This is a genomic window from Phenylobacterium sp. (assembly GCF_030651755.1).
GTDB lineage: Bacteria > Pseudomonadota > Alphaproteobacteria > Caulobacterales > Caulobacteraceae > Phenylobacterium.
Window position 1 is genome coordinate 1 of the sequence record NZ_JAUSBZ010000121.1, and the last position, 26,277, is coordinate 26,277.

A 26,277-nucleotide genomic window follows, 5' to 3' on the forward strand; every position below is an offset into this window, starting at 1 on the left:
GGCGATTGAACTGGGCCAACTGCGGGTGCAACAGGTTTACCAGTTCAGCCGACTGTCCAGCCTGATCGGTTTGATTGTGGCCGTCTTGATCGCCATGGCTGTGGCCTATCTGATCCGCAGGTCGATCATTACGCCCCTCAACTCGTTCATGGCCTTCGTGGAGCGGGTCGGTCAGGGCGACCTCACCCGCCACACCGAGCTTACCGGGGTCGACGAGATCGGCCGCCTCGGCGCCACGCTGAATGGCATGGTGGATGGGCTCCGCGATCTGGCCCAGCAGAACCGGGCGGCGACCGAAAACCTGAACGCCGCCACGGCTGAGATTCGGGCCTCCTCTCAGGAACAGGCCGCCAGCGTCGAGGAACAGCTGGCCGCGGTGCAGGAGACCGCCGCCACGGTGGACGAAATCACTCATTCCGGCGCCCAGATCGGCAAGCGCGCTCAGGACGTCATCGCCTCGGCCCAGGCCACCGCCCAGACCAGCAATGAGGGTCTGCGCGCGGTGGACGAGACCGCCCGGGCCATGGACGCCATCCGCGACCAGGCCGAGGCCGTGGCCGAAAACATCGTCGCGCTCAGCGAAAAGACCCAGGCCATCGGCGACATCATCTCGACGGTGAATGACATCTCCGAGCGCTCGCACCTGCTGGCCCTGAACGCCGCCATCGAGGCCGCCGCCGCAGGCGAGAACGGTCGCAGCTTCTCTGTCGTGGCCTCCGAGATGAAGCTGCTGGCCGATCAGGCCAAGGACGCCACCAACCAGGTCCGATCAATCCTCGGCGACATCCAGCGGGGCATCAATTCCTCGGTCATGCTCACCGAGGAGGCCGTCAAGCGGGTGGCGGCCGGCAAGGAGCGCACCGACACCACCCAGCGCACCATCACCGAGATCACCGGCCGGGTGCAGGAGAGCGTCCAGACCTTCCAGCAGATCGTCGCCTCCACCAACCAGCAGCAGCTGGGGATCGAACAGGTCATGGGCGCCCTGCAGAACATCCGCCAGGCCAGCCAGCAGACCGCGGTCGGGACCCGCCAGTTGGAGGAAGCCGCCGGCAATCTGGCCAGCCTGTCCCAGCAGCTGCTGGGCCTGGCCGAACGCTACCGGGTCTGATCGCTCCCCGTGGCTGACCTCCGCGCCCAGCTCCTGGCGGCGTTCGATATCGAACACCGCGACCACCTCGAATCCGTGCGCCGGGCCCTGGCCGCGCCGGCGGAGGCGGACCTGCGCGAGGTCTTCCGGCGGCTGCACAGCCTGAAGGGCGCCGCCCGCGCGGTGGATCTGGAGGTGGTCGAGCATCTCGCCCATCGGCTGGAGGAGCGCCTGGCCCAGGTCATCGACGCCGGCCGAGGCCTGGACCCCGCCAGCGTGGATCTGATTCACCTGGGTCTGGACGCTATCGAGGGTCAGGCGGCCGCTCAGCGCGAGGGGCAACCGCTCCCCGACGCCAGCCGCGCCCTGGCGGCCCTCGGGGCGACTCCGTCACCGACGACCGCAGGAGACATCGCCCCAGCGCCGGCTTCCCCGGCCGGCCCGCCCAGCGGGGAGCGGGCGCCCGAATATGTGCGGATCGATTCCCAGCTCGGCGACAGTCTGAGCGAGTCGCTCCACCACCTGTCCAGCGAGGTGCAGATCGAGGCGGCGCAACTCGAGATGACGCAGCGGCTGCGCCGCGAAGCTGCGCAACTTGAACGTCTCTGGGGGGAGATGCGCGCCAAAGGCGGCCGCGATCGAAACGCCGCCCGGAGCCTGGCGTTTGAGCGGGGACTCCAGAACCTCAGCAGAAATCTCGGCGAGCTGACCAGGCGCCAGGCGCGCGCCAACTGGGCCGTCTCTGAGAGCCTGACGGCGCTGCGCGAGCAGATCAACGAAGTCACCCTGACGCCGGCCGAAAGCGTGCTTGGCGATCTTGGCCGCATGGTCCGTGATCTGGCCCGAGAGCAGGGCCTGGAGGTTGACGTCCGAATAGAAGGGCTGGAGGTCCGGGCTGAGCGCCGGGTGCTTCAGGCCCTGCGCGAGCCCATCATCCACCTGCTGCGCAATGCTGTGAGCCACGGGGGCGAACCGGCCAAGGTCCGCGCCGCCGCCGGCAAGGACGAACGCCTGCATGTCACCTTGCGCGCCCTCGCCCGCGGCGGGCGGCTGGAGATCTACATCGCCGATGACGGCGCTGGACCTGATCTGGCCCGGATCGAGGCCGCCGCGGTGGAGCGGGGCCTCCTGCCTCCCCGTGAACCTGGCGCCCCGCTTCGTCAGGCTGACGAGATTTTGGCCATGGCGTTCGAGCCGGGCGTATCGGCCGCACAGACCGTCGACCGACTTTCCGGACGAGGTATGGGGCTCTCGGCCGTGAGCGAGGCGCTGACCGCCCTGGGCGGATCTGCCCGCCTGCTTCAGCGACGCCCGGCCGGCACGGAGGTGGTGCTTTCCGCCCCCCTATCGGCCGCTCGCCAGACGCTGGTCGTGGCGGAGGCCGGCGGCGCACTCTTTGGCCTGCCCAGTTTTGCGATCAAGGCCCTGTTGCGTCTTCGCGCCAGCGATATGGAAATCGTCGAAGGCGCGCCCAGCGCACGGATACAAATCGACGGGTCAGACATTGTCACGCCCGTGATACCGCTCAGCACCCTCATCCATGAGTCCGCCCCAGCCCCTCTGGCGTCCGACGCCGCGACGCCATTGATCCTCATTCATCGCGGTGAGCGTCATCTGTTGCTGGCGGTGGATGAAATCACCGATGTGCGCGAACTCACCGTGCAGGACCTGGACGACAGCCGCCTCGCCCCAGGCCTGACCTTGGGCGCCGCGATCCTTGGCGAAGACCGGCCCCTGCTGGTGCTCAACCCTGAGGCCTTGATCGACCGATGGCTGAGGAACGCCCGGCGTCTGTCGATTTCCGCCCTCGGACTCGCCAACCGCGAGGATGTTGCGCGACAGGTCCGCACCGTCCTTGTGGTCGACGATTCGATCACCACCCGAACCCTGGAGAAGAGTATTCTGGAGGCTCAGGGCTACCGGGTGATCCTCGCGGTCGATGGGGTCGACGCCTTGAACACCCTGCGATCGTCTGAGGCCCTCATCGACCTTGTGGTGGCCGACATTGAGATGCCGCGCATGGATGGCTTCTCGCTCCTGCAGGCGATCAAGGCCGATGCGGGGCTCGCCAACCTGCCAGTGATCTTGATGACCTCGCGAAACGACGAGGCCGACGTGCGCCGCGGCCTTGATCTGGGCGCGGAGGCCTACATCACCAAACAGAAGTTCGACCAGCGGGAGCTTTTTGCGACCATCGGACGAATCTTGTGAGCGCCGCCACCCACCCGGTCCGGGTGATGATCGTCGAGGACTCCCTCGTCGTGCGGCAACTGCTGACCCATATTGTCGGCCGCGATCCACGCTTCCTCATCGTCGCGGCGGTGGCTTCGGCCGAAGAGGCCCTGGACGCTATCCCCAAGGTCCGGCCGGATGTCATCTCCATGGATATCCGCCTGCCAGGCATGGACGGGCTGGAAGCCACCGCTCGGATCATGGCTGACTATCCAACGCCTATTGTCGTCATCGCAGACGCTGTCGAGGACGCCGCCCTGCGCATTTCGATGAACGCCCTTCGCGCCGGCGCCCTGACGGTCGTGGAAAAGCCCGCCGGCCCTGCCAACGCCAGCTATGAGCGCCTGGCCGACACGATCTGCACGCAGCTATTCATCATGAGCAGCGTCCCGGTGATCCGCCGGCGCAGCATCGGCGGCGCAACCACCCCGCTGTCGCGGCCGCCGCCAGGGGGCGCGGGCGCCTTCAAACGGCTGGACTTCCTGGCTCTGGCCGCTTCAACCGGCGGCCCGCCGGCGCTCGCCAAGGTGATCGGCGCCCTTCCCGCCGACTTTCCGGCGCCCGTCTTCATCGTCCAGCACATGGGGGCGGCGTTCATGGAAGGCTTCGCCAAATGGCTCGGCGGTTTGTCAGCCATGCCCGTGGTCCTGGCCATGGATGGCGCGAGGGCCAAAGAGTCTCACATCTATGTGGCGCCCGGCGACAGCCATCTGAGCGTCCGCGGCGATGGGATCATCCACATCAGCCGCGACCCGCCCGCCGGCGGGCAGCGCCCTTCCGCCAATGTTCTGTTCGGCTCACTGGCGGAAATCGCCCCGACCCGAACTGTCGCGGCTCTTCTGACCGGCATGGGCGAGGATGGCGCTCAAGGCCTTTCGCGATTGGCGCAAGGCGGCGGGCACACCATCGCCGAGCACGCCAGCACCGCGGTGGTCAACGGCATGCCCGCCGCGGCCGTGCGCCTGAAGGCGGCCAGGGACATTCTGCCTCTGGACCTGATTGGGCCGCGCATTGTCCAACTCGCCGCCCGGGGGCGGACATGAGCCCGCATCAGACCGCCAAGATCCTTGTGGTCGAGGACTCCGAAACCCAGGCCATGGCCCTTCGCGGTCGCCTTGAGGCGGAGGGATACACTGTCCAGACCGTGACCAGCGCCGAGGCCGCCCTTGAGCGTCTGAATGGCCCCCTGCCGGACCTGGTGGTGGCTGATTTCCATCTGCCAGGGATGGATGGCCGAGAACTCTCGCGGCAACTCCGCCTGAATCGCCGGACCCGGACACTGCCCCTGCTGATGCTGACCAGCGCCCGGGAACAGGACCTGGAGCGACAGGGCCTGGAGAGCGGCGCCGACGCCTATGTGTCCAAATCAGCCGACATGGATGTGATGCTCGCCAGGCTGAGGGCCCTGCTGCGTCGTGGCCGCACCGGCGGCGGAGAAGCGGCGACCGACACCGACTTTCGACCAGCCCGGGTCATGGTGGTCCACGACAGCCCCACCCGTCGGCTGCACCTTGGGGCGGTCCTGGCCCAGGTGGGCTATGAAGTCAGCGAGGCCGCCAGCGCCGAAGGGGCGATGGCGGCCGCCCATGACCAGATCGACTGCATCGTGATGCCGGCTTTTGGAGCCGGGCTCGACGGCCTTGAGCTTTGCCGCAGCCTCGACCGTCGGCGTGAGCGAATGTCGCTTCCGTTTCAGATTGTGGTGATTGGCCCTGCGGCGAGCGATCCGGCGGGCCTGGCTGCCGCCTTTGACGCTGGCGCCGATGACGTCGCCGCAAGCAGCGACGATGACGAAGTTCTGCGTATGCGGGTCCGCGCCCTGGTCCGTCGGAAGCTCCTGGCCGAGGAGACACGCCGTTCCGAGGAGGCCGAGGCCCGCGCTGCCGCCGCAGATGCCCTGGCCCGCACCAACGCCGAGCTGGAAGCCGCCAATCAGCAGCTGCGCGAGGCGCAGGCCCAACTGGTTCAATCGGCCAAGATGGCCTCCCTGGGCGAGCTGGTCGCCGGCATCGCCCATGAAATCAATAATCCCCTGGCCTTCATCCTGGGGCATCAGAACACCGTCGAACGCCTGACTGGACAAGTGGCGGAGGGCGATCTGGCCGAGGACGACAAGGTGGCCCTGGCCAAGGCGATCGACCGACTCGGGGCGATGCGAATGGGCCTGCAGCGCATCTCGGGTCTGGTGATGAACCTGCGGAAATTCTCCCGTCTCGACGAGGCCGAGAGCCAGAGCCTGGACATACCGGACGCGATAGAAACGGTTCTTGCTCTGCTGGCGCCCAAACTGGGCGCCATTCAGGTCCGGCGTCGCCTGGAAGCGCGCTCAACCCTGACGGCCTCGCCGGCGCTGCTCAATCAGGTGGTGATGAACCTATTGTCGAACGCCGCTGACGCCCTGGGCGGCGAGGGCGTCATCGAGATCGCCACAGGCGAGGCCGATGGCCTATATCGGATTGAAATCAACGATACGGGTCCAGGGGTCCCGGAAGCGTATCGCGACCGCATTTTCGAGCCGTTTTTCACCACCAAGCCCGTGGGCGCCGGCACTGGACTGGGCCTGGCCATTGCCTACGCCGTCGTCCGCGCCCACAAGGGCGACATCACGGTCGATAGCGGGCCCCTTGGCGGCGCGCGTTTCACTATCAAGTTGCCCCTGGAAGACCAGGCATGACCGCGCCGCAAGATCCGCCTCCCCTCATTCTCCTGGTCGATGACGAGCCCGACATCCTGGTGGCTTTGGAAGACCTGTTCGAGGCTGATTTCAGGGTCAAGGCGGCGCATTCCGGGGCTGAAGCCCTCGAGTTCCTGGCCGGTGAGCCGGATGTGGCGGTGATCATTTCCGACCAGCGGATGCCGGAAATGACCGGCGACGTCTTTCTCAGCCACGCCCGACGCTATTCACAGGCCGAGACCATACTCCTGACCGGCTATGCAGACCTCAGCTCGGTCACCGCGGCCCTGAACAAGGGCGGCATTGTCGGCTATGCGCCCAAGCCGTGGGACCCCGAGGCCCTTAGCGCCATGGTGGGCGCGGCGGTCTCGCGTCATCAGTTGCGCCGCGCCCTCAATGAAGAACGCTCGCTGTTGCGTGGGCTGATGGCCCACCTGCCCGCCGCTGTGGCGGTCAAGGACCGCGACGGGCGGTTCATCCGCATCAACCAGCGCAAGGCGCTTTCCCTGGGGGTGGCCGTCGAGGATGGCCTGGGCCTGACTGAGCCGGAATTGGGCGGCGGCCTTGGCCGCACGGACGCCGAATCCCGCGCCCGTCAGGAGGGGCGGACGATCGAGGTCCTAGAAGAGGTTGAGAGCGAGTCGGGCGCCCAATGGTTCGAAACCGCCATTGTGCCCGTCCCTGACGCCAGCGGAGAGGTTCGCCATCTGGTGATCGTTGAGCGGGACGTCACCGACGAGAAGCTGGCGGAGATGCATCTGCGCCAGTCCGACAAGTTGCGCGCCCTGGGGACCCTGGCCGGCGGGGTGGCCCACGATTTCAACAACCTGCTGACCGCCATTATCGGCAGCCTCGAACTGGCTACCCGACGACTGGGGGACGAGGGTGCTGTGCGGCGCTACCTCGACAACGCCACCATGGCGGCCCAGAAGGGCGCGACCCTCACCCAACGCCTTCTGGGTTTCAGTCGGCAAACCGAAAGCCGGGGGGCCGAGGTCGTCAATCTGGCGGAGATCCTCGCCGAGGCCCGCGACCTGGTGGAACGAACCTTGGGCGGGGGCGCCCGGATCAGCTGGAATCTGATCGACGACCTCTGGATGTCGGCCATCGAACCCGATCAGTTCGAGCTCGCCGTCCTGAACCTTGCCGTGAACGCCCGCGACGCCATGCCAGGCGGGGGACGGATCACCATTTCGGCCTGGAACCAGCCGGTTGAGACCGCGCCACCAGGTCTGGACCTCAACCCCGGCGACTATGCCGTGGTGTCGGTGCAGGACACTGGCGAAGGCATGACTCCGGAGGTGTTGGCTCGGGTGCTGGAACCGTTCTTCACCACCAAGCCGGTGGGCAAGGGAACCGGTCTTGGGCTGCCCATGGCCTATGGTTTCGCCCAGCGCTCCGGGGGCGCTCTGGAAATCTGCAGCGAGCCCGGCCAGGGAACCGAAGTGAAGATCTACCTCCCGCGCGCCTCGCCCCGGGAGGCAATGCCGGACGTTGGCTCCGGCGACGGACAGGACCTCGCCCCTGATACTGGCGGCCGTCGGATTCTCGTCGTGGATGATGAGACGCCGGTCAGGGCGGTCACGGTCGGGTTCCTCCGTGATCGCGGTTGTCAGGTTGTGGAGGTCGACAGCGCCGACGCCGCCCTCAACCTGCTGGGGCGAGATAGCGCCTTTGACCTCGCCCTGGTCGATTTCGCCATGCCCGGCATGAACGGCGTGGAGTTCGCCAATCGTGCGCAGGCCGCTTGGCCCGATCTACCGATCATCCTCATCACGGGCTATTTCGACGTCGCTGTGCCGCCCGGAATCATCCTGGTCCACAAGCCGTTCAGCAACGCCACCTTGCAGGCCGCGCTGGACCGCGTCTGGGCTCAGTAGATTCCCAGGGCGAGGCCGGCCGCCATCGCTGCTCCAAGGTCACGACAGCGGCCCAGGGCGGTTTCATCGAGGCGCTTCGGCGCCAGGATGGCTTCCGGCGTCTGGGCGTGGGTGCAGATGATGATCGGCGCGGCCACAGCCTTCAGCCGCCAACCGGTGGCGATCCGCGCCATCTGTCGCACAGCGTTCTCCCCGTCACTGCCTGCGCAGACCATCAGAGCGTAGGGACGTCCCTCGATCTGGCCGAGGACCGGATAGTAGGCGCGATCAAAGAACGCCTTCATCTCACCGGTGATCGCCGCCAGATTCTCAGGACAGATAAAGAGGTAGCCGTCCGCCGCCAGGAGGTCTGAGGCGCAGCCCGCCTCGGCCTCCAGCAGCCGCACCTCGACTTCATCGGCCCCGCGGGCCGCCTCAGCGGCCGCCTGCGCCATCTGCCGCGAACCGCCCGTGCGGGAATGATAGGTGATCAGCAAGGTCTTCATCGGGCCAGCATAGCCGACTCCCGGCCCCTTGAAGGCGGGGTTCCAACACCCGGCCGCCCACCATCCGGTCGGCTGGCCCAGGTCGAAGACCCATGTGGCGAGCTTGGCCAGCAAAATTTCTTCCTCGAAAGCTCCACACGGGAACCCAGTCAGCCATCTGCGGCTTTCTTCCGCCAACAGGAGATTTCCATGGGCATGATCCAAGGTCTGGGCCTTCAGAGCGCCCCTGCGGCAGGTTTCGCCGACCCCAATAGTCTTCACCGCGGCCTCGCCCGGTGGAATCGCAGTCGGCTGTCACCCTCGACCCCGCGCAACGACTGGCGCCTGGAGCTGAACCGCGACCTGCGGATGCAGCTCAAGGAGGGCGAGTTCATTGAGGCGTTTCGCGCGCGGGTGCAGGACGAGGTGTCCGCAGTCCCGACTGACCCCGACGGCTTCATCGCCTGGTTCGAGGGTCTGAAGGACACCGGGCCGGGTCAATGGGACCCCTTGTTCGACTGGTTGGCCACCCAGGCCGATCTTGACCAAATGCGCTGGTTCCTGACCCAGGAAGCCGTCGGCGAAGCCGGTTTCGATGACCTCGTGGCCATGACCCAGGTCAAGCTGCCGGACCGCCCCAAGCTCGAACTGGCCCGCAACTACTGGGACGAGATGGGCCGCGGCAACATGGGCGGCATGCATGGCCCGATGCTCGACCTGACCGTCAAGGGACTGGAGCTCACCCCGACCCTTGAAGGGGCGCTGTGGCAGGCTCTGGCCCTGGCCAACACCATGACCGCCTTCGCAACCACCCGACGATATGCCTATCATTCCGTCGGCGCCCTGGGCGTTGTGGAGCTGACGGCCCCGACCCGGGTCGCCTCCGTCGCCGCCGGCCTCAAGCGTCTCGGCGTGGCGCCCAAGCTGCGCAAGTACTTCGATCTCCACGCCGTGCTGGACGTCGAGCATTCCAAGGCCTGGAACGCAGAGGCGCTGACGCCCCTGGCCCGGGATCACCCCGAGGTGCTTCCGGCGATCGCCGAGGGTGCGATCATGCGACTGCGCTGCGGCGAGCAGTGTTTTGAGGCCTATCGCGCCTTTCTGTGGGCCGGCGCACGGGCCAGTCAGCCCGTCGCCTTGAAGGAGTCGGCCTGAGCGCGACCCTCTCGGCCTCAGTGAGCCAGGAAGACGGGCGCTGGCGGCGCCTCCAACATGCTGCGGGTTGCGCCGCCGAGGATAAACTCCCGAGCGCGTGACTGACCAAAGGCGCCCATGACCAGGAGGTCGGCCTCGGCACGGAGGACCACATGGTCGAGCACGGATCCGATCTTGGCGCCTGCGGAGTCAAACTCCTGGACCTCAGCCCTGACCCCATGGCGTTCCAGGTGGCGGAGGAGGTCCGATCCAGCGCCTGAGCGAGCACTGGCCTTCTCGTTGGTCACCGTCAAGACCACGACCTTACGCGCTGAAGCCAGGGCAGGCATGGCGGCGGCCACAGCCGCGGCGGCTGAACGGCTGTTGTCCCAGGCGACCACCACCGTACCCAAACCTTGCTCGAACCGGGGCCCGTCAGGGCGGAAAATGACGACCGGCCGGCCAGATGAAAAGATCATCGCCTCGGCCACCCCCTGATAGGTCGCCGCCTCCCGACCATAGGGAATGACACACAGGTCGCGGGTTCGGGCTACACGGGCGGTCAGTTCCGGAATTTCAAAGACTTCAGCCTGGGGCGATAGCCGGCCGCCGAAGACGCCCAGGGCCTGGGCCCTGGCTTCGAAGAGGTCGAGCGTCGCCTGGGCGTTTTGGCGGCTGCGCGCCTCCTCGGCCTTGGCCATTTCCCCGAGGCTCAAGGCAAAATCGGCCAGTCGGTTGGTCTTCAGCGGAATGGAGACCTGCGGAGCCAGCGCCGTGACCTGTGTCCCCAGCGCCCGGCAGAGGGCCAACCCCTGCTCCACAGCCTGGTCTGGCGTGGGGTCAGGATAGGACTCCAGATGCAGCAGGATATCCTTGAAAGCCATGGCTAGTCTCCAGTCCGGACAACGACCGCCCCCGCCCCTGAGCCCGCGCGGGTCAGGAGACGGAGGCGCTTAGATTGAGCAAGGCCCGGACCCGGCCAAGGGCGATCGGGCGATTCCGCGGGCCTAGCCCTTCTTGCGACGCTCAGCGACCAACAGGCTGATCAACAGCGCCGCGGCGGTCAAGGCGGCGCCGGCCGAGACGATGGGGTGATCCTTAACCTCATGGACCGCCTTTTCAGCCAGGGCCTTGGCGGGCTTGGCCTTTTCCGAAAGCGCATCAGCGGCCTTGCGAACCGCGACAGCCGCCTTGGCGATCGCTTCTTCGCTTTCGTCCGACAGACTCTCGGCCGCAGATCGAAGGGCGCGGGCGACGTCTTCCAGGGTCTCGTCGATGTTCTCCCGCAGGTCTTTGACGTCTTCGCGGAGGTCTTTGCTGATGGACTTCGACATGGGGCGGCTCCTTGGGGTTGCGCACCGCACCTGGCGCGCTTTCCGCGGGCGACGCCTTGACCAGCATCAAACCACCGCAGCCTCAGTCCAAGCTCAAGCTTGAGCCAGATCAAGGATGCCCTCCCCGACCAGGCGCATCACGCCGCCACGGTCCTACCGTCAATTAGGGGATAGTCATGAAAACCACCGCCGCCCTCCTCGCCGCGGGCCTCGCCCTCACCCTCGCCGGGGCGGCCCAGGCTCAAGAGTTCCAGCCCAAGACCGCCGGGACCAAGATGCTCAACGTCCGGGTCACCACCGTCGATCCGGAAGCCGGCGATTCCATCACCACCCTGGCCGGCGCCCCGACGGGCCTGCGCGCCGAGGTGAACGCCGATGTGATGCCGACCATCGGGCTGAGCTACTTCTTCACCGACAATCTCGCCGTCGAGGTGATCGCCGGGACCACCAAGCACACGGTCACCGCCAAGGGTCCGGGCGCCGACGTGAAGGTCAAGGAGACCTGGGTCCTCCCCCCGGTGGTCTCCCTGCAATACCACTTCGCCCCAGCCGCCAAGGTCAGCCCCTACGTGGGCGCGGGCGTGAACTACATGATCTTCTACAGCGGCTCGGACAAGAACGGCTTCGACCTGGACATCGACAACGGCTTCGGCTTCGCCCTGCAGGCCGGCGTGGACGTGGCGGTCAGCGGCCCATGGAGCGCCAATCTCGACGTGAAGAAGGTGTTCTTCGAGACCGACGCCACCGACAACCGCAATGGCCTGAAGTCCACGGTGAAGCTGGACCCCTGGGTCGTCTCGGCGGGTTTCGGCTACAAGTTCTAAGCCGCGTTTGAAACGCAGACTGAAGAGAGGCCCCGGCTTAACCGCCGGGGCCTTTTCATTTTCAGGCGCCCTGCAGGAGGGCCCTGGCGGCGCGAGCGATGACGATCTGCTCGTCCGTCGGCAGGACCAGCGCCTGGAGGCGGCTGGCGGGCGTGGTGATCGTCTCCGCTCCCGCCAGATTGGCCTCAGCGTCCAGCTCGGCGCCTAGCCAGGCGCAGGCCTTCAGCACACCAGCGCGGATCTCTGCGGCGTTCTCGCCGACGCCGGCGGTGAAGACCAGACGGTCAACCCCGCCCAGGACTGCCGCCAGGCCGCCGATCTCCCGCGACAGGCGGTAGACGAACAGGTCCAGCGCCTCTCGGGCCTCTGGCCGGCCGCTGGCCTGCAGCACGCGAACATCGCCGCTCTCGCCAGAGACGCCCAGGAGGCCAGATCGCCGATAGAGAAGGTCGGTCAGATCGGACGACGACATCCCCTTGGCCTCCATCAGATAGAGCAGGACGCCGGGATCAAGCGCCCCGGAACGGGTGGCCATGGGCGGGCCGTCCAGGGCGGAGAAGCCCATGGTGGTGGCCAGGCTCTGGCCCTCGGCCAGGGCGCAGAGGGACACCCCGCTGCCCAGATGGGCGACGATGACCCGCCCGCCGCAGGTCGGTCCGAACCGCTCCCGCAGGGCGCCGGCTATGAAATCGTAGGACAGGCCATGAAAGCCGTAGGCCAGCACGCCCTCGTCGGTGAGCCGGCGCGGCAGGGCGTAGAGGCGAGCCAGCCGGGGCTGAGCGGCATGGAAGGCGGTGTCGAAGCAGCCGACCTGCGCCGCGTTGGGAAAGCGGTCCCGGGCGGCGCGGACGGCGGCGAGATTGAACGGCTGATGCAGGGGCGCCAGGGGCGACAGCGCCTCAAGGCGATGGAGGGTCTCGTCATCCAGGCGGACGGGCGCGCGAAAAGCCAGGCCCCCGTGAACGATGCGGTGGCCGATGGCCGCGGGCGCGCTCACCCCGCCCTCCCCCGCCAGCCAGTCGAGGGCGCAGGCGAGCGCGTCGGCAAGCCCGCCGGCCGCCTGGGGCCAATCGGCCTCAGCCAGGATCGCCCCGTCCACGCCGGTCACCCGGAACTGCGGCCGATCGGGCAGGCCTGACACCGCGCCGGTCATCTGCAGGACCAGCCCGTCGCGCCCACCGTCATAGACCGCGAACTTGAGGCTGGACGAACCCGCGTTCAGAACCAGGATCTGCATGCCCGCGTCCCCTAGCGGGAGGGCGGCTTGAGGCGGCCGGCCTTGGCCACCAGCAGGGCGACGGCGCAGGAGGCCAGACGCGAGAGCACCCCGTCGGAGCGGCTGGTGAGCATGATCGGGACCCGAGCCCCCATCACGATGCCCGCCGACTGCGCCCGCGCCAGATAGAAGAGCTGCTTGGCCAGCATGTTGGCGGACTCGATGTCCGGCGCCAGCAAAATGTCAGCATCGCCAGCCACCTCGGAGACGATGTGCTTTTGCTCAGCGGCCTCCCGGGAGATGGCGTTGTCGAAAGCCAGTGGCCCATCCAGCAAGCCCCCGACGATCTGACCCCGATCGGCCATCTTGCACAGGGCGGCGGCGTCGAGGGTGGCGACCATCTTCGGATTGACCGTCTCCACCGCCGCCAGGATGGCCACCTTGGGCCGCCCGACCCCCATGGCCCGGGCGCAGTCGATGGCGTTCTGGACGATGTCGCGCTTGGTGGTGAGGTCCGGGGCGATATTGATCGCCGCATCGGTGACCAGCAGCGGCTTTGGATAGGTGGGGACATCCAGGATGAAGACGTGACTCATCCGCCGTTCGGTGCGCAGGCCGCATTCCTTGACCACCACCGCTTCCAGAAGCTCGTCGGTGTGCAGAGCGCCCTTCATCACGGCCTCCGCCTCGCCCCGGCCGGCCATCAGACAGGCAAGGGCGGCGGCGGCGTGACTGTGGGGGGCGTCGTGTAGCTCGAAGCTGCTGATATCAACGCCAGCCGCCTCTGCGGCGGCGCGGATGCGACCTTCTGGTCCCACGAGAATAGGGGTGATGAGCTTGCGCTCAGCCGCCTCGAAGGCGCCCATGATGGAGAGGTCATCCACGGGATGGACCACCACCGTGCGCACAGGGTCTGGTCGATCCGCCAGGGCCAGCAGGCGCTCCAGCTGCGAGCCAGGCGCGCCGTCGGTCAGGTTGCTCAGGGTCAAGGGGAAACTCCGTCAGTGGCGAGGTCGCAGCCTGTCACGGGCGATGGCCGCCGCCCACCCCGGGTCATCCCTTAGAGGACTTGTCCTGATAGCCGAGGTCCTGGAGATCAGCATCGCTCAGCCGCTCGGCTTCAAGCCCAGCAGGATCGGCACGTGGGGTGTCGGGGGCGGCCTGCATGTCGCCGGCGTCGATCAGCGGCGCCTCGCTCTCAGCCCGACCCGGGCCGCCGCCGTCCTGGGCGGCGTCGAACACAGGCCGATCACCGTCCCTGGCGAGACCATCCTGTTCGTCACGGCCCAACGCGACGATCTCGTCGTCCGTCAAATCCTCAGCGAACTGGGCCTCATCGTCGTCGGAGTCACCGATGGCCGCCGTCTCGTCGCGCACCTGCGCCATCTCCTCGAAGGTGCGCATCTCGGCGGGCGGAATGTCGTCGCCCGCGCCGACGGTGTTGTCCTCGTCAAAGACCTCAGCCTGGTCCTGCGGTTCGAAATCCGGCTGCTCGGGAATGGGGGGCATGGGAATCTCCAGGGGCTATGGGCGTTCATCTGAGAACACCTGGCCCCGATCTCCGTTCGCTTTGAACCGCAGTTTTTCCGCCCTTGGGCTGCCGGCGATCACGGCGAACCTAAGCGGCCCTGGCGCGTTGGCCTTGCTGAACCCGAACCAGGAAGGTGTTGCATGGACAGGTCCGCCCTGCGCCGCGACTTTGTCACGCGGCCGATCTATCACATGGCCAAGGGCGTCCTGCCCGAGATGTCCGACACCGAAGCCGAAGCCATCGCCGCCGGCGACGTCTGGTGGGACGCCGACCTCTTTTCCGGCGATCCGGACTGGCAGGCCATGCTGGATATTCCCGCAGCCAAGCTGACCGAGGCCGAGCGCGCCTTCATCGACGGCCCCGTCGACCAGCTCTGCGCCATGCTGGACGACTGGAAGATCAACTGGGAGGACCGTGACCTTCCGCCCGAGGCCTGGGACTTCATCAAGCGCGAGCGCTTCTTTGGGATGATCATTCCCGAGGAATATGGCGGCCTGGGCTTCAGCCCCTACGCCCATTCCGAAGTGGTGCGGAAAATCTCCACCCGCTCGGTGGCCGCCGCAGTCACGGTGATGGTGCCCAACTCGCTCGGCCCCGGCGAACTGCTGATGAAGTTCGGCACGGACGATCAGAAGTCCTTCTGGCTGCCGCGGCTGGCCGATGGCCGCGACATCCCCGCCTTTGGCCTGACCAGCGCCGAGGCCGGCTCCGACGCCACGGCCATGACCGACACCGGCGTGGTCTGCGAAGGCGAGTACAAGGGCCAGAAGGTGCTGGGCCTGAAGCTGAACTGGGCCAAACGCTACATCACGCTTGGCCCTATCGCCACGGTTCTCGGGCTGGCGGTGAAGGTCAAGGACCCCGACGGGCTGCTGGGCGGCGAGGAGGACCTGGGCATCACCGTGATCCTGGCGCCCACCGACACGCCCGGGATCGAGATCGGCCGACGGCATATTCCGGCCATGCAGGCCTTCCAGAACGGCCCCAATTCCGGCCACGACGTCTTCCTGCCCATGGATGCGATCCTTGGCGGGCAGGACCAGATCGGCAAGGGCTGGATGATGCTGAATGCGGCGCTCGCCGCCGGGCGTGGCATCTCCCTGCCCTCCTTGTCGGCCGCGGGCGCGGCCATGGCGGCGCGCACCACCGGCGCCTATTCGAGGGTCCGCACCCAGTTCCGCATTCCCATCGGCGAGTTCGACGGCGTGCAGGAGCGTCTGGGGCGCATCGCCGCCAACGCCTATCTGCTGGACGCCGCCCGCCGGTTCACCTGCGCCGGCCTGGCGCTCGGCCACCATCCGTCGGTGGTCTCGGCGATCATGAAGAACAGCGCCACCGAGCGCATGCGCATCAGCGCCAACGACGCCATGGACGTCCATGCCGGCAAGGCTGTGATCGATGGCCCGAAGAACTACCTTGGGACCTTTTACCGTTCCGTGCCGGTGGGGATCACGGTGGAGGGCGCCAACATCCTCACCCGCAGCCTGATCGTCTTCGGCCAGGGCGCCATCCGCGCCCACCCCTTCATCCTCAAGGAGATGGAGGCCCTGGCCGACGAGGATACGCAGCGAGGGCTGGCCGCCTTTGACGTCACCGTCTGGGCCCATGCCGGCCACATACTGCGCACCGCCAAGAACGCCTTCATCCGCTCCTGGAGCGACGGGCTGCTGGGTCCCGCGCCGGAGACCGGTCCAACCAAGCGCTATTACCGCAAGCTCAGCCGCTATGCGGCCAGCTTTGCGCTGGCCTCCGACGCGGCCCTCCTGACCATGGGCGGCTCTCTGAAGCGCAAGGAGATGCTATCGGCCCGCTTTGGCGACATCCTGGCCGAGCTCTATCTGCTCAGCGCCACCCTGAAGCGCTGGGAGGAGGATGGCCGCCAGGAGGCGGACCTGCCGCTGGTCGAATGGATCATGCAGGACGGCTTCCTGACCATCGAGCGCCGCATGAAGGAAATACTCGACAACTTCCCCAACCAGCCGGTCGCCTGGCTGCTCGGCCTGTTCGTCCTGCCCTTCGGGATCATCCGCCGCGGCCCCAGCGACCGGATCACCCGCGCCTGCGCCCGGCTGATCATGGAGCCGTCGGCGACCCGCGACCGCCTCACTGAGGGCGTCTATCTGGGCGTCGGCGATGACGCCGTGGCCGAGCTGGAACATGCCCTGGATCTTGTGGTCTCCACCGAACCGATCCGCGACCGTATGAAGAAGCTGCGGGTCCGCGACCCGGCCGCCGCCCTCGACCAGGGGCTGATCAGCCGCGATGACCACGACAAGCTGGCCGAGGTGGCCATTGCCGTCGCCAAAGTCGTCGCCGTGGATGACTTTTCGCCCGAAGAGATCACCGGCAAGGCGACGCCAGCCGAGCAGGTGCGCGTCGAGGCGGCAGAATGAGCCGGCCGGTCTATATCGTAGACGGCGCCCGTACCCCGTTCATCAAGGCCCGCGGGCGGCCCGGCCCTTTCACCCCGGTGGATCTGGCCGTCCAGTGCGGCCGCCCCCTGCTGCTTCGTCAGCCGTTTGCGCCGAGCGCCTTCGACCAGGTCATCCTGGGCTGCGTGAACGTGGTGGCCGATGAGATGAACCCGGCGCGGGTGGCGGCCCTGCGGCTGGGCATGGGCGAGGCCATGGTCGCCTTCACCGTGCAGATCAATTGCGGCTCGGGCATGCAGTCGATCGACACCGCCTTCCGCTACATCCAGCAGGGGACGGCGGACCTGATCCTGGCCGGCGGCGCGGAATCCTTAAGCCATGCGCCCCTGGTCCTGAACCATGACGCCACCGAATGGTTCGCCGAGCTGAACGGCGCCCGAAACCCCATGGCCCGGGCCAAGGCGGCTATAGGCTTCCGGCCAGATTTCCTTAGTCCCGTCATCGGCCTGGAACGCGGCCTGACCGATCCGATCACCGACCTGAACATGGGCCAGACCGCCGAAATCCTGGCGCAGATGTTCGACATCTCCCGTCATGAGGCGGACGTCTATGCGTCCGAAAGCCAACTCCGCTCCGCCCGCGCCCACACCGAGGGCTGGTTCAAGGGCGAGCTGGAGCCCGCCTTCGCACCGGACGGCGAGCTCTATGACCGCGACGATGGGGTGCGGGCGGATTCCAGCCCCGACAAGCTGGCCAAGCTGAAGCCCGCCTTCGAGCCGCCGTTCGGCAAGGTGACGGCGGGAAACAGTTCGCAGATCACCGATGGCGCGACCTGGGTGGTGCTGGCCTCGGAGGCCGCGGTCAAGGACCACGGCCTGGAGCCCCTGGCTGAAATCGTCGATAGCCGCTGGGCCGCGCTGGATCCGAAGATCATGGGGCTTGGTCCGGTGATGTCGGCGACCGAACTGCTGCGCGCCCACGACATGACCCTGGCTGACGTGCCGATCTGGGAGATCAACGAGGCCTTCGCCGCCCAGGTCCTGGCCTGTCTGGCGGCCTGGCAGGACGACGACGTCCGACGCCAAGTCCTCGGTCTGGACGGCGACTTCGGTCAGATCGACCGGGAGCGGCTGAACGTCGATGGCGGCGCCATCGGCATGGGCCATCCGGTGGGCGCCAGCGGGGCGCGCATCGTCCTGCACCTGGCCAACGCCATGAAACGCCTGTCCCAGCCCCGGGGCGTCGCCACCGAATGCATCGGCGGCGGCCAGGGCGGCGCCATGCTGCTCCAAGCGGTCTGAAGGAGACATCGATGACGGATATCGCCTGGAAGACCCTTGAGCCCCGGCTGATGGAGCTTGGTCCTGACACCGGCGCGCCGGGCCCCTGGAAGACCTGGCGGCTGACCCGGGACGAGGACGGGATCGATTGGCTGATCGCCGACCAGCCGGGCGCCAGCGCCAATACGGTCTCCGAAGAGGTGCTGGAAGAACTCGACCAGATCCTGGCCAAGGTGGAGCAGGACGCGCCGAAGGCCCTGGTGATCCGCTCGGCCAAGGCCGGCGGCTTCTTCGCTGGCGCCGATGTGAAGGCCTTTGTCGGCGCCCGCGACGCCGCCGAGGTGGAGCAGCGCATGACCCGCGCCCACGCCGTGGTCGATCGCCTGGCCAAGCTCAGCACGCCGACGGTCGCGGTGATCCACGGCTACGCCCTGGGCGGCGGCCTGGAGATCGCGCTGGCCTGCGATCACCGCATCCTGGTGGGCGACGAGGCGCGCCTGGGCTTTCCGGAGGTGCAGCTCGGGCTGCATCCGGGCCTTGGCGGTACAGCTCGCCTGCTGGATCTGATCGATCCGCTGGACGCCATGCAGATGATGCTGACCGGCAAGGCCAAGCGTCCTGGCGAGGCCAAGGCCATCGGCCTGGCCGACGCCGTGACCGACGAGCGGCACGTGAAAGCGGCCGTCGCGGCTGTGGCCCGCGGCGAGTTCCGCTCATCCAAGCCCGGCCGCCTAGGCCGACTGCGCCAGCAGGTCACCGAACGCATCCTGCACGCCGATATTCCCCGCCGCGCTGCAGCCGATCGCATGCGTAGCCAGGCGGCCAAGCAGGCGCCCCCGGAACACTATCCGGCGCCGGGCGCCCTGGTGGATCTGTGGGAGCGGCACGGGGATGATCTGAAGGCCCTGCGCAAGGCCGAGATCGCCTCCTTCGCCCAGCTGATGACCACCGACGCGGCCCAGAACCTGATCCGGGTCTTCTTCCTGCGGGAGAAGATGAAGCGGCTGACCGAGGTGGAGGCCAAGGCGCCGCGCCACCTGCACGTCATCGGGGCCGGCGCCATGGGCGGCGACATCGCCGCCTGGGCGGCCTGGCATGGGATCAAGGTGACCCTGGCCGACCTCAAGCCCGAGGTCATCGCCCAGGCCGTTGGCCGGGCCGCGACCCTCTATCCGAAGCTGGGCCACGACAGCGCCAAGACCCGCGACGCCCTGGATCGGCTGATCCCCGACCCCGATGGCCAGGGGGTTCGCCATGCCGACCTGATCATTGAGGCGGCGCCTGAAAAGCTTGATCTCAAAAGAAAAATCTACGCCGATCTCGAACCGCGCATGAAGTCCGGAGCGGTCCTGGCGACCAACACCTCGTCTATCCGCCTGGAAGACCTCGCCGAGGGTCTCGCCCAGCCCGAGCGGCTGATCGGCATTCACTTCTTCAATCCGGTCTCGCGGATGCAGCTGGTGGAGATCGTCACCCATGAGGGCGTGGCGGACGACACCCTGAACCTGGCCAAGGCCTTCCTGGGCGCCATTGATCGCCTGCCCGCCCCTGTGCGCAGCGCGCCGGGCTTCCTCGTGAACCGGGCGCTGACGCCCTACATGCTGGAAGCCATGGTGATGATGCAGGAGGGTGTCGCCCCCGAGACGATCGACGCCGCAGCCGAGGCCTTCGGCATGCCCGTGGGGCCGGCCGAACTGGCCGATCAGGTGGGCCTGGACGTGGGCATCGCCGTCGCCGACAGCCTGAAGGCGGGCCTCGACAAGCCCCTGCCCGTCCCGCCGGACACCCTGCGCGCCAAGGTCACGGCCGGCGATCTGGGCCGCAAGACCGGTAAGGGGATCTACGCCTGGAAGGACGGCGAGCCGCAGAAGGCCAAGTCCTTCGCCAAGCCCTCTCAGGAAATGACCGACCGCCTGATCCTGCCGATGATCGACGCCTGCCTAGAATGCCTCCGCAAGGGTGTGGTCGAGGACGAGGACATTGTCGACGGGGCCATGATCTTCGGCGCCGGCTTCGCCCCCTTCCGCGGCGGACCCATCCACTATGCCCGCGAGGCCGGGGCGCAGACCTTGAAGGCGCGCATGGAGGAACTGGCCGCGGTCCATGGCGAACGCTTCCGTCCTGACCAGGGCTGGGAGCTTCTGACGTGAGTGGGGCGATGCTGCGGATGACCAAGGCCGACGATGTCGCCAAGGCGATCATCGAACGCCTGGACGGCAAGGTGGTGCTCGGCCTGCCGCTGGGCCTCGGCAAGGCGAACCATATCGCCAACGCCCTCTATGCACGGGCGGCCACCGACCGCTCCATCTCCCTGCGCATCTTCACCGCACTCACCCTGACGCCGCCCGAGCCCGGCAGCCTGTTGGAAAAGCGGTTCATGGGGCCGATCATGGAGCGCACCCTGGGGGGCTATCCCGAGCTCGCCTACGCTCAGGCCCAGCGCCGCGGCGGCCTGCCGCCCAATGTCGAGGTGGACGAGTTCTTCCTGCAGGCCGGCATGTGGCTGAACGATCCCGAGGTGCAGCAGAACTACATCAGCGCCAACTACACCCATGCCAGCCGTTACATCCTGGAGCGCGGCTGCAATGTGGTCGCCCAACTGGTGGCCAAGGGAGAACGGGACGGCGCCGAGCGTTACAGCCTGTCCTGCAACACCGACCTGACCCTGGAACTGTTGAAGGCCAAGGCGGAGGGCCGCACCGACCTCATCCTGGTGGGCCAGGTCAATTCTGAGTTGCCCTATATGCCCGGGGCCGCCGAGCTGGCGCCTGAGGCCTTCACCATCATGCTGGAGAGCCCGGAGGTGGAGTTTCCCCTGCCCGGCCCGCCCAAGCAGCCGGTCAGCCTGACCCACTACGCCATGGGCTTCCACGTCGCGAGCCTGATCCCCGACGGCGGCACCCTGGAGATCGGCATCGGCTCCATGGGCCACGCGGTGGCCCACGCTCTGATCCTGCGTCACCAAAAGCCGACACGCTTCGCCGCCATCCTCAAGGCCCTGACTCCGCCCGACGATCCTCTGGAGCGCCACACCGGACCCTTCGAAGAGGGGCTCTACGGAGCCACCGAGATGTTCGTGGACGCCTTTCTCGAGCTCTATCGCGCGGGCGTTCTAAAGCGCGAGGTGGACGGCGCGGTGCTGGACGCCGCCTTCTTCCTGGCGCCGCGGGACTTCTACGCCGCCCTGCGCGACATGCCCCTGGAGGAGCGCGCCAAGTTCCGCATGACCGATGTGGGCTTCGTCAATGAGCTGCACGGCGCGGACTTCGACAAGCGTGTCGCAGACCGCAAGGGGGCGCGCTTCGTCAACAACGCCATGATCGCCACCCTGCTGGGGGCCGTGACCTCTGACGCCCTGGAGGACGGCCGCGTGGTGAGCGGGGTGGGGGGCCAGTACAACTTCGTCGCCCAGGCCTTCGCCCTGCCCGACGCCCGCTCGATCATGACCCTCCCGGCCAGCCGCCAAGGGGGCGACGGCCCGGAATCCAACATCCGCTGGTCCTATGGCCACACGACCATTCCCCGCCACCTGCGCGACATGGTGGTGACCGAGTACGGCGTGGCCGACCTGCGCGGCGCCCGCGACGCCGAGGTGATCGCCCGGATGCTGGAGGTGGCCGATGCGGGCTTTCACGACGTCCTCACCGGCCAGGCCAAGTCCGCGGGAAAGCTGGCTGGCGACCACCAGATCAGCGCCGCGGCCGCCAACAACACCGCCGACGCCCTGGCCACCCGCCTGGCGCCCTTCCGTGAGGCCGGCGACCTGCCGCCCTTCCCATTCGGCACGGAGATGACCGAGGTGGAGCAGGCCCTGGCTCCGGCCTTGCAGAAGATCAAAGCCGCGTCGGCCTCCAAGGCGGACATCGCCGCCCTGGTCCTGCGCGGCCTGACGGCGGGACGGCCCGATGATCAGGTTCGCCAGGCGCTGGAGCGACTGGGGCTGGAACGCCCCAGGAGCGTGGAGGAACGTCTCTATGCGCGTCTCGTTCGAGGCGCCATGGCGCGGTCCTAAGCTTCACCGCGGCCCCAGGCTTGCAGAGCTCCCTCCAAACCGTACCGAGAAGGGACGCCGCCATGTTCGAGAAAGCCAACAAGACCTCCCCTCGCCCGCTGCTGGAGGACAATCCGCCGTCGCGCAACGCTGCAGCGCCTTCGCCCGCGCCAGCCAAGCCCAAGGCCCCGTCGCTGATTGGCCCAGGCCTTTGCGTGCAAGGCAATGTGGCTGGTGAGGCCGAGGTTCAGATCGATGGTCTGGTGCGCGGCGACGTTCGGGTCGGCAAGCTCAGCCTGGGCCCCCAGGGTCGCATTGAGGGCTCGGTCGTCGCCGTCGTGGCTGAGATTCGCGGCCATATCAAAGGCCCGATGAAGGCGCGTCAGGTGCGCCTCTATGGGACGGCCCATGTGGAGGGCGACATCGCCCATGAGCAGTTGGCCATGGAGACCGGCGCAATCTTCGAGGGTCGTAGCGTGCGGTTGGCCAAGCCTGCGGAGGCTGACGCCCCCGCCGCTGTTCCGGCTCCGCCGGCCGTATCCAGCGCCGCCTGAGTCTCAGGGGGCGACGGGCGGCGGCTGCGCCTCCGGTATCACCTCTTCGAAGGCCGTACCGTCGGCGCCGGTCGCCAGACCCGCGTCGAACAATCGCTGCATTGACGCCCTGTCGAAGGCCAGACTGTCCGCCCCCAGGGCGGTGGGGATGGCCGCATATCGCAGGCGCGCCTCATTGCGGGACGCAAACGCGACCGCGGCGATCAGATGCGCCCGAAGGTCAGACTTGGACAGGGTGTCGAAGCTGCGCATCAGGATCGGCAAGGTCGCGCCCTTGGTGATGGTTCGCCGCGGTTCAATTTCGCCGTTGATGATCACATAGAGGTCCTTGGGACGCATCACCCCTTCGGGCCGCCAAAAGGTCAGGCCGGCCGGCGCCAGGACAAACGGCGTGCTGACACCCCCGTCCACATGCATCTCGCTCACTGTCCCGAAGGGCCCCGCCGCCTCCATCATGACGGGCGGAAAGACGCCGGGGATACTCGCCGAGGCGACCAGGACATTGCGAAACAGGGCCAGGGCTGCGGCCTCCTGTCCTGGCGCCTGGCCAGCCAGGGCGATGGCCCCCATGTCCCAGAGGATCGTCGCCTGGGCGTCCAGATTGGTGGTCGCCACCAGCAGTCGCCGTCCCGCCTGGTGCTCAGCGGCGATCGCCGTCAACAGATCTGGCTGCACATATTTGCCCACCAGGGCTCGGAGCGACCGGTCGCCATACAGGCTGGGCCGGCGCAGCGCACCCCAGCGACCGGCGGTGAGCCGCGAGGCGTCCTCGTCCCTGTAGGCCGCCGCAAGCCGCTCGTCCCAATCTGAACCCAGGAAGGCGAACGGTGAGATCAGGGCCCCCGTGCTGACGCCGGTCACCAGATCAAAGACTGGCCGCTCGCCAGTCTGCGTCCACCCGACCAGCACACCAGCGCCAAACGCCCCATTGGCGCCGCCCCCCGACACCGCCAGGGCGGTGACGGACTGCGCGCCGCCAGCCTCCCGCTGGGCCTGCCAGGCGTTGAGAAAGGCCTGACCAGCGCCCTCGCTGTCGGCGACGAAACGGAACGGGTCCAGGGACGAAGCCGCCGCCGCCACGCCGATGCGGGCGGGCTCCGCCTCCGGTCGAGAGATCGACCCGCAACCGGCCAGGGTCAGCGCCAGGACGCCCGCGAGCATAGCGACGGCCGGCCCGCCCCAATCCCTGAACTGTCCCCGTGTCAGCATTCAGTTCCCCTGACTCAAACCGCGGACCCTGTCGAGCCCGGCCCCCGGATGGCGCACCGTTCAGAGAGCCGACGGACCAGAAACTGGGCGAGGACCTCCACCCGGGCAGGTCTTGGTCCCCCGGGCGGCATGACGAGGTGCAGGGCCACGGGCGGTGGACGCCAGTCCGTCAACACCGCCTCCAGGCGGCCGGCGGCGAGGCTTTCACCCACAATGAAGTCCGGCTGCAGCGCCAGGCCAAGTCCGGCTTCAAGAGCGGGCACGAGGGCCTCGGCGTTGTTGGCGCGCAGGGGGCCTGCGGGACGGACCGAAACCTCCTCGCCTGCGCCATTGATGAACCGCCAGGTTTCGGGGGTCGGCAGATAGGCGTAACCCAGGCAGGCGTGCTCGGCGAGGTGGGCCGGATGGGTCGGACGCCCTCGGGCGGCGAGATAGGCCGGCGCCGCCACCACGTGCCGCGGGACCTGTCCGATTTTGCGGGCCAGCAGCGACGAATCTGGCAGGGCGGCGATCCGCAAGGCCATGTCAAAGCCAAGGCCGATCAGATCGACAGCCTCGTCGCTCATGTGCAGGTCGACCGAAACCTCCGGATAGGCGGTGAGGAAGTCCGGCAGCAGCGGCGCCACCTCCAGCAGCCCGAAGGACATGGGCGAGGCCAACCGGACCAGCCCCCTGGGCTGGGCCGACTGCGCCAGGATCTCATCCTCAGCAGCCTGTCCGTCCGCCAGCAGGCGGGTGGCCGGCTCCGCCAGCCTCAGCCCGGCCTCGGTCAGGGCCAGGCGTCGCGAGGTGCGATTGAACAGCCGCGCGCCAAGGCGGGCCTCAAGGCGCGTCACCGCCTTGGAAACCGTCGCCTTGGAGAGTTTCAGCTCGTCGGCCGCGCCGGAGAAAGACTTCAACTCCACCACCTTGGCGAAAATCGCCATGGCCTCGAGGTCTGGCAATGCGGTCATTTTTGAAACTATGACTTTCCGTAGTTTCTATTTCTATATCGATCATCCGCCCTATCTTGGTCTCAGGCAAGAGCGCCCCGCTGGGCGCGGAGGTTTCGAGATGATCGAACGCAGAGGTTTTGACGGACTGGGCGGCGCCGACCACGGTTGGCTGAAGGCGCGCCACCACTTCTCCTTCGCCAACTACTACGACCCCAAGCGCATGGGCTGGGGGCCGATCCGGGTCTGGAACGACGACGAGATCGCGCCGAATTCGGGTTTTCCGCCCCACCCTCATGCCGACATGGAGATCATCACCTATGTCCGCGAGGGCGCCATCACCCACCAGGACAGCCTGGGCAACAAGGGCCGCACCGAGGCCGGCGACGTCCAGGTGATGAGCGCCGGCTCCGGCATCCGCCACGCGGAATACAATCTGGAGAGCGACGCCACCCGTATCTTCCAGATCTGGATCGAGCCGGCGCGGACGGGCGGCGCGCCGGCCTGGGGCGCCAAGCCCTTCCCCAAGGACGACCGAACCGGTCGCTTCGTGACCCTGGCCAGCGGCTTCGACGACGACGCCGACGCCCTGCCGATCCGCACGCCGGCCCGCGTCCTGGGGGCGACCCTGAAGGCGGGCGAGACCACCGAGCACGTCCTGGACGCCGCCCGCCATGCCTATCTGGTGCCGGCCAAGGGTCGGGTGGAGGTCAATGGCGTGACTCTGGAAACCCGCGACGGCGCGGCGATCACCGGTGAGACGTCCCTGACCATCACCGCCCTGGAAGATTCCGAGCTCGTCCTGGTGGACGCGGCCTGAGGCCGCGCCCCCTCCCCCTAATCCCAAGTTGCAGGAGTTCCCATGACCAAGGTTCTGGTCCTTTACTATTCGGCCTATGGCCACATCGAAACCATGGCCAAGGCGGTGGCCGAGGGCGCCCGCGAGGTCGGCGTCCAGGTGGACATCAAGCGCGTTCCCGATCTGGTGCCGGAAGAGGTCGCCAAGGCCGCTCACTACAAGATGGACCAGGACGCGCCCGTGGCGACCATCCAGGATCTGGCCGACTATGACGCCATCATCATCGGCGTCGGCACCCGCTTTGGCCGGATGGCCTCGCAGATGGCCAACTTCCTGGATCAGGCTGGCGGCCTGTGGGCCAGCGGCGCGCTCAACGGCAAGGTCGGCGGCGCCTTCACCTCCACCGCCACCCAGCACGGCGGCCAGGAAACCACGCTGTTCTCCATCATCACCAATCTGATGCACTTTGGGCTCGTGGTGGTGGGCATGGACTATGGCTATCAGGCCCAGATGCGTCTGGACGAGGTGACCGGCGGCAGCCCCTATGGCGCCACCACCATCACCGGCGGCGATGGTTCGCGCCAGCCCAGCCAGACCGAACTGGACGGCGCCCGCTATCAGGGCCGTCGCATCGCCGAGGTGGCCAAGAAGCTAAAAGGCTAGGTCGAAAGGCGTGCTTGTCCCTACCGGGGCACGCACGCCGCCCTCCTGTCTAGCCAACAAGTGGCGGCCAATACATTGAGACATCACTGAAACCACGA

The 26,277-nt window shown here is 67.6% G+C and carries 22 protein-coding genes; 14 read left to right on the forward strand and 8 right to left on the reverse strand.

Features of this window, described 5'->3' with window-relative positions; translation table 11 throughout:
• The 5 genes from Q7V15_RS11065 to Q7V15_RS11085 all read left to right on the forward strand — a co-directional run.
• Window positions 1-1,111: methyl-accepting chemotaxis protein (locus Q7V15_RS11065; RefSeq protein WP_304755620.1), on the forward strand; the 1,111-nt coding region annotated here is incomplete at its 5' end.
• Window positions 1,112-1,120: 9 nt separating this feature from the next.
• The gene (locus tag Q7V15_RS11070; protein ID WP_304755621.1) at window positions 1,121-3,301 is read left to right on the forward strand and encodes a response regulator; all 2,181 of its coding nucleotides are present in this window, start codon (window positions 1,121-1,123) and stop codon (window positions 3,299-3,301) included.
• On the forward strand, window positions 3,298-4,365 hold the full coding sequence (gene cheB / locus Q7V15_RS11075; protein ID WP_304755622.1) for a chemotaxis-specific protein-glutamate methyltransferase CheB: 1,068 nt from the start codon (window positions 3,298-3,300) through the stop codon (window positions 4,363-4,365). Before Q7V15_RS11070 ends, cheB begins: the two co-directional genes overlap by 4 nt.
• A complete protein-coding gene (locus Q7V15_RS11080; protein WP_304755623.1) occupies window positions 4,362-5,996 on the forward strand; it encodes a response regulator in 1,635 nt (544 codons plus the stop codon). The genes cheB and Q7V15_RS11080 overlap by 4 nt, the downstream gene beginning before the upstream one ends.
• Window positions 5,993-7,876: a response regulator gene (locus Q7V15_RS11085; RefSeq protein ID WP_304755624.1), complete on the forward strand. Its 1,884-nt coding sequence runs from the start codon at window positions 5,993-5,995 to the stop codon at window positions 7,874-7,876. Before Q7V15_RS11080 ends, Q7V15_RS11085 begins: the two co-directional genes overlap by 4 nt.
• Here the strand turns inward: Q7V15_RS11085 and Q7V15_RS11090 are convergent.
• A complete protein-coding gene (locus Q7V15_RS11090) occupies window positions 7,870-8,475 on the reverse strand; it encodes a flavodoxin family protein (RefSeq protein ID WP_304755625.1) in 606 nt (201 codons plus the stop codon). The two genes, Q7V15_RS11085 and Q7V15_RS11090, sit on opposite strands and share 7 nt — an antisense overlap.
• Before the next feature lie 75 nt (window positions 8,476-8,550).
• Between Q7V15_RS11090 and Q7V15_RS11095 the strand changes: the two genes are divergently transcribed.
• Entirely contained in the window at window positions 8,551-9,495 is a 945-nt protein-coding gene (locus tag Q7V15_RS11095) for an iron-containing redox enzyme family protein (RefSeq protein ID WP_304755626.1), read from the forward strand.
• 17 nt (window positions 9,496-9,512) lie between these two features.
• Here Q7V15_RS11095 and Q7V15_RS11100 read toward each other — a convergent pair whose 3' ends face one another.
• Together Q7V15_RS11100 and Q7V15_RS11105 are read right to left on the reverse strand one after the other, a co-directional pair.
• Window positions 9,513-10,358, reverse strand: coding sequence for a universal stress protein (locus tag Q7V15_RS11100; protein ID WP_304755627.1), 846 nt, complete (start codon window positions 10,356-10,358; stop codon window positions 9,513-9,515).
• A gap of 123 nt (window positions 10,359-10,481) precedes the next feature.
• On the reverse strand, window positions 10,482-10,808 hold the full coding sequence (locus tag Q7V15_RS11105) for a hypothetical protein (RefSeq protein ID WP_304755628.1): 327 nt from the start codon (window positions 10,806-10,808) through the stop codon (window positions 10,482-10,484).
• Window positions 10,809-10,984: 176 nt separating this feature from the next.
• Between Q7V15_RS11105 and Q7V15_RS11110 the strand changes: the two genes are divergently transcribed.
• Window positions 10,985-11,632, forward strand: coding sequence for an OmpW family protein (locus Q7V15_RS11110; protein WP_304755629.1), 648 nt, complete (start codon window positions 10,985-10,987; stop codon window positions 11,630-11,632).
• A gap of 61 nt (window positions 11,633-11,693) precedes the next feature.
• Here the strand turns inward: Q7V15_RS11110 and Q7V15_RS11115 are convergent, their stop codons facing one another.
• The 3 genes from Q7V15_RS11115 to Q7V15_RS11125 form a co-directional block, all read right to left on the reverse strand.
• A complete protein-coding gene (locus Q7V15_RS11115; RefSeq protein ID WP_304755630.1) occupies window positions 11,694-12,869 on the reverse strand; it encodes an acetate/propionate family kinase in 1,176 nt (391 codons plus the stop codon).
• 11 nt (window positions 12,870-12,880) lie between these two features.
• On the reverse strand, window positions 12,881-13,837 hold the full coding sequence (locus Q7V15_RS11120; protein WP_304755631.1) for a bifunctional enoyl-CoA hydratase/phosphate acetyltransferase: 957 nt from the start codon (window positions 13,835-13,837) through the stop codon (window positions 12,881-12,883).
• Between the two features lie 64 nt (window positions 13,838-13,901).
• Window positions 13,902-14,357 (reverse strand): hypothetical protein, encoded by a 456-nt coding sequence (locus tag Q7V15_RS11125; protein ID WP_304755632.1) that lies wholly within the window; start codon window positions 14,355-14,357, stop codon window positions 13,902-13,904.
• Between the two features lie 162 nt (window positions 14,358-14,519).
• Here Q7V15_RS11125 and Q7V15_RS11130 point away from each other — a divergent pair, with 162 nt between their 5' ends.
• From Q7V15_RS11130 to Q7V15_RS11150, 5 genes are all read left to right on the forward strand, one after another.
• A complete protein-coding gene (locus Q7V15_RS11130) occupies window positions 14,520-16,772 on the forward strand; it encodes an acyl-CoA dehydrogenase (protein ID WP_304755633.1) in 2,253 nt (750 codons plus the stop codon).
• A complete protein-coding gene (locus Q7V15_RS11135; protein WP_304755634.1) occupies window positions 16,769-18,052 on the forward strand; it encodes an acetyl-CoA C-acetyltransferase in 1,284 nt (427 codons plus the stop codon). The genes Q7V15_RS11130 and Q7V15_RS11135 overlap by 4 nt, the downstream gene beginning before the upstream one ends.
• A gap of 11 nt (window positions 18,053-18,063) precedes the next feature.
• The gene (locus tag Q7V15_RS11140) at window positions 18,064-20,181 is read left to right on the forward strand and encodes a 3-hydroxyacyl-CoA dehydrogenase NAD-binding domain-containing protein (RefSeq protein ID WP_304755635.1); all 2,118 of its coding nucleotides are present in this window, start codon (window positions 18,064-18,066) and stop codon (window positions 20,179-20,181) included.
• On the forward strand, window positions 20,178-22,043 hold the full coding sequence (locus Q7V15_RS11145; protein WP_304755636.1) for an acetyl-CoA hydrolase/transferase C-terminal domain-containing protein: 1,866 nt from the start codon (window positions 20,178-20,180) through the stop codon (window positions 22,041-22,043). The genes Q7V15_RS11140 and Q7V15_RS11145 overlap by 4 nt, the downstream gene beginning before the upstream one ends.
• 62 nt (window positions 22,044-22,105) lie before the next feature.
• Complete coding sequence (locus tag Q7V15_RS11150; protein ID WP_304755637.1) at window positions 22,106-22,576, forward strand: polymer-forming cytoskeletal protein; 471 nt, start codon at window positions 22,106-22,108, stop codon at window positions 22,574-22,576.
• A 3-nt stretch (window positions 22,577-22,579) separates the two neighbouring features.
• Here the strand turns inward: Q7V15_RS11150 and Q7V15_RS11155 are convergent, their stop codons facing one another.
• Window positions 22,580-23,785 carry a patatin-like phospholipase family protein gene (locus tag Q7V15_RS11155; protein ID WP_304755638.1) on the reverse strand — a complete coding sequence of 402 codons (1,206 nt, stop codon included), beginning with the start codon at window positions 23,783-23,785 and terminating at the stop codon, window positions 22,580-22,582.
• A 14-nt stretch (window positions 23,786-23,799) separates the two neighbouring features.
• Window positions 23,800-24,738 carry a LysR family transcriptional regulator gene (locus tag Q7V15_RS11160; RefSeq protein WP_304755639.1) on the reverse strand — a complete coding sequence of 313 codons (939 nt, stop codon included), beginning with the start codon at window positions 24,736-24,738 and terminating at the stop codon, window positions 23,800-23,802.
• Between the two features lie 100 nt (window positions 24,739-24,838).
• On the opposite strand from Q7V15_RS11160, the gene Q7V15_RS11165 reads away from it, so the two are divergent.
• A complete protein-coding gene (locus Q7V15_RS11165) occupies window positions 24,839-25,537 on the forward strand; it encodes a pirin family protein (RefSeq protein WP_304755640.1) in 699 nt (232 codons plus the stop codon).
• 42 nt (window positions 25,538-25,579) lie between these two features.
• On the forward strand, window positions 25,580-26,179 hold the full coding sequence (gene wrbA / locus Q7V15_RS11170; protein ID WP_304755641.1) for an NAD(P)H:quinone oxidoreductase: 600 nt from the start codon (window positions 25,580-25,582) through the stop codon (window positions 26,177-26,179).
• Window positions 26,180-26,277: the final 98 nt, after the last annotated feature.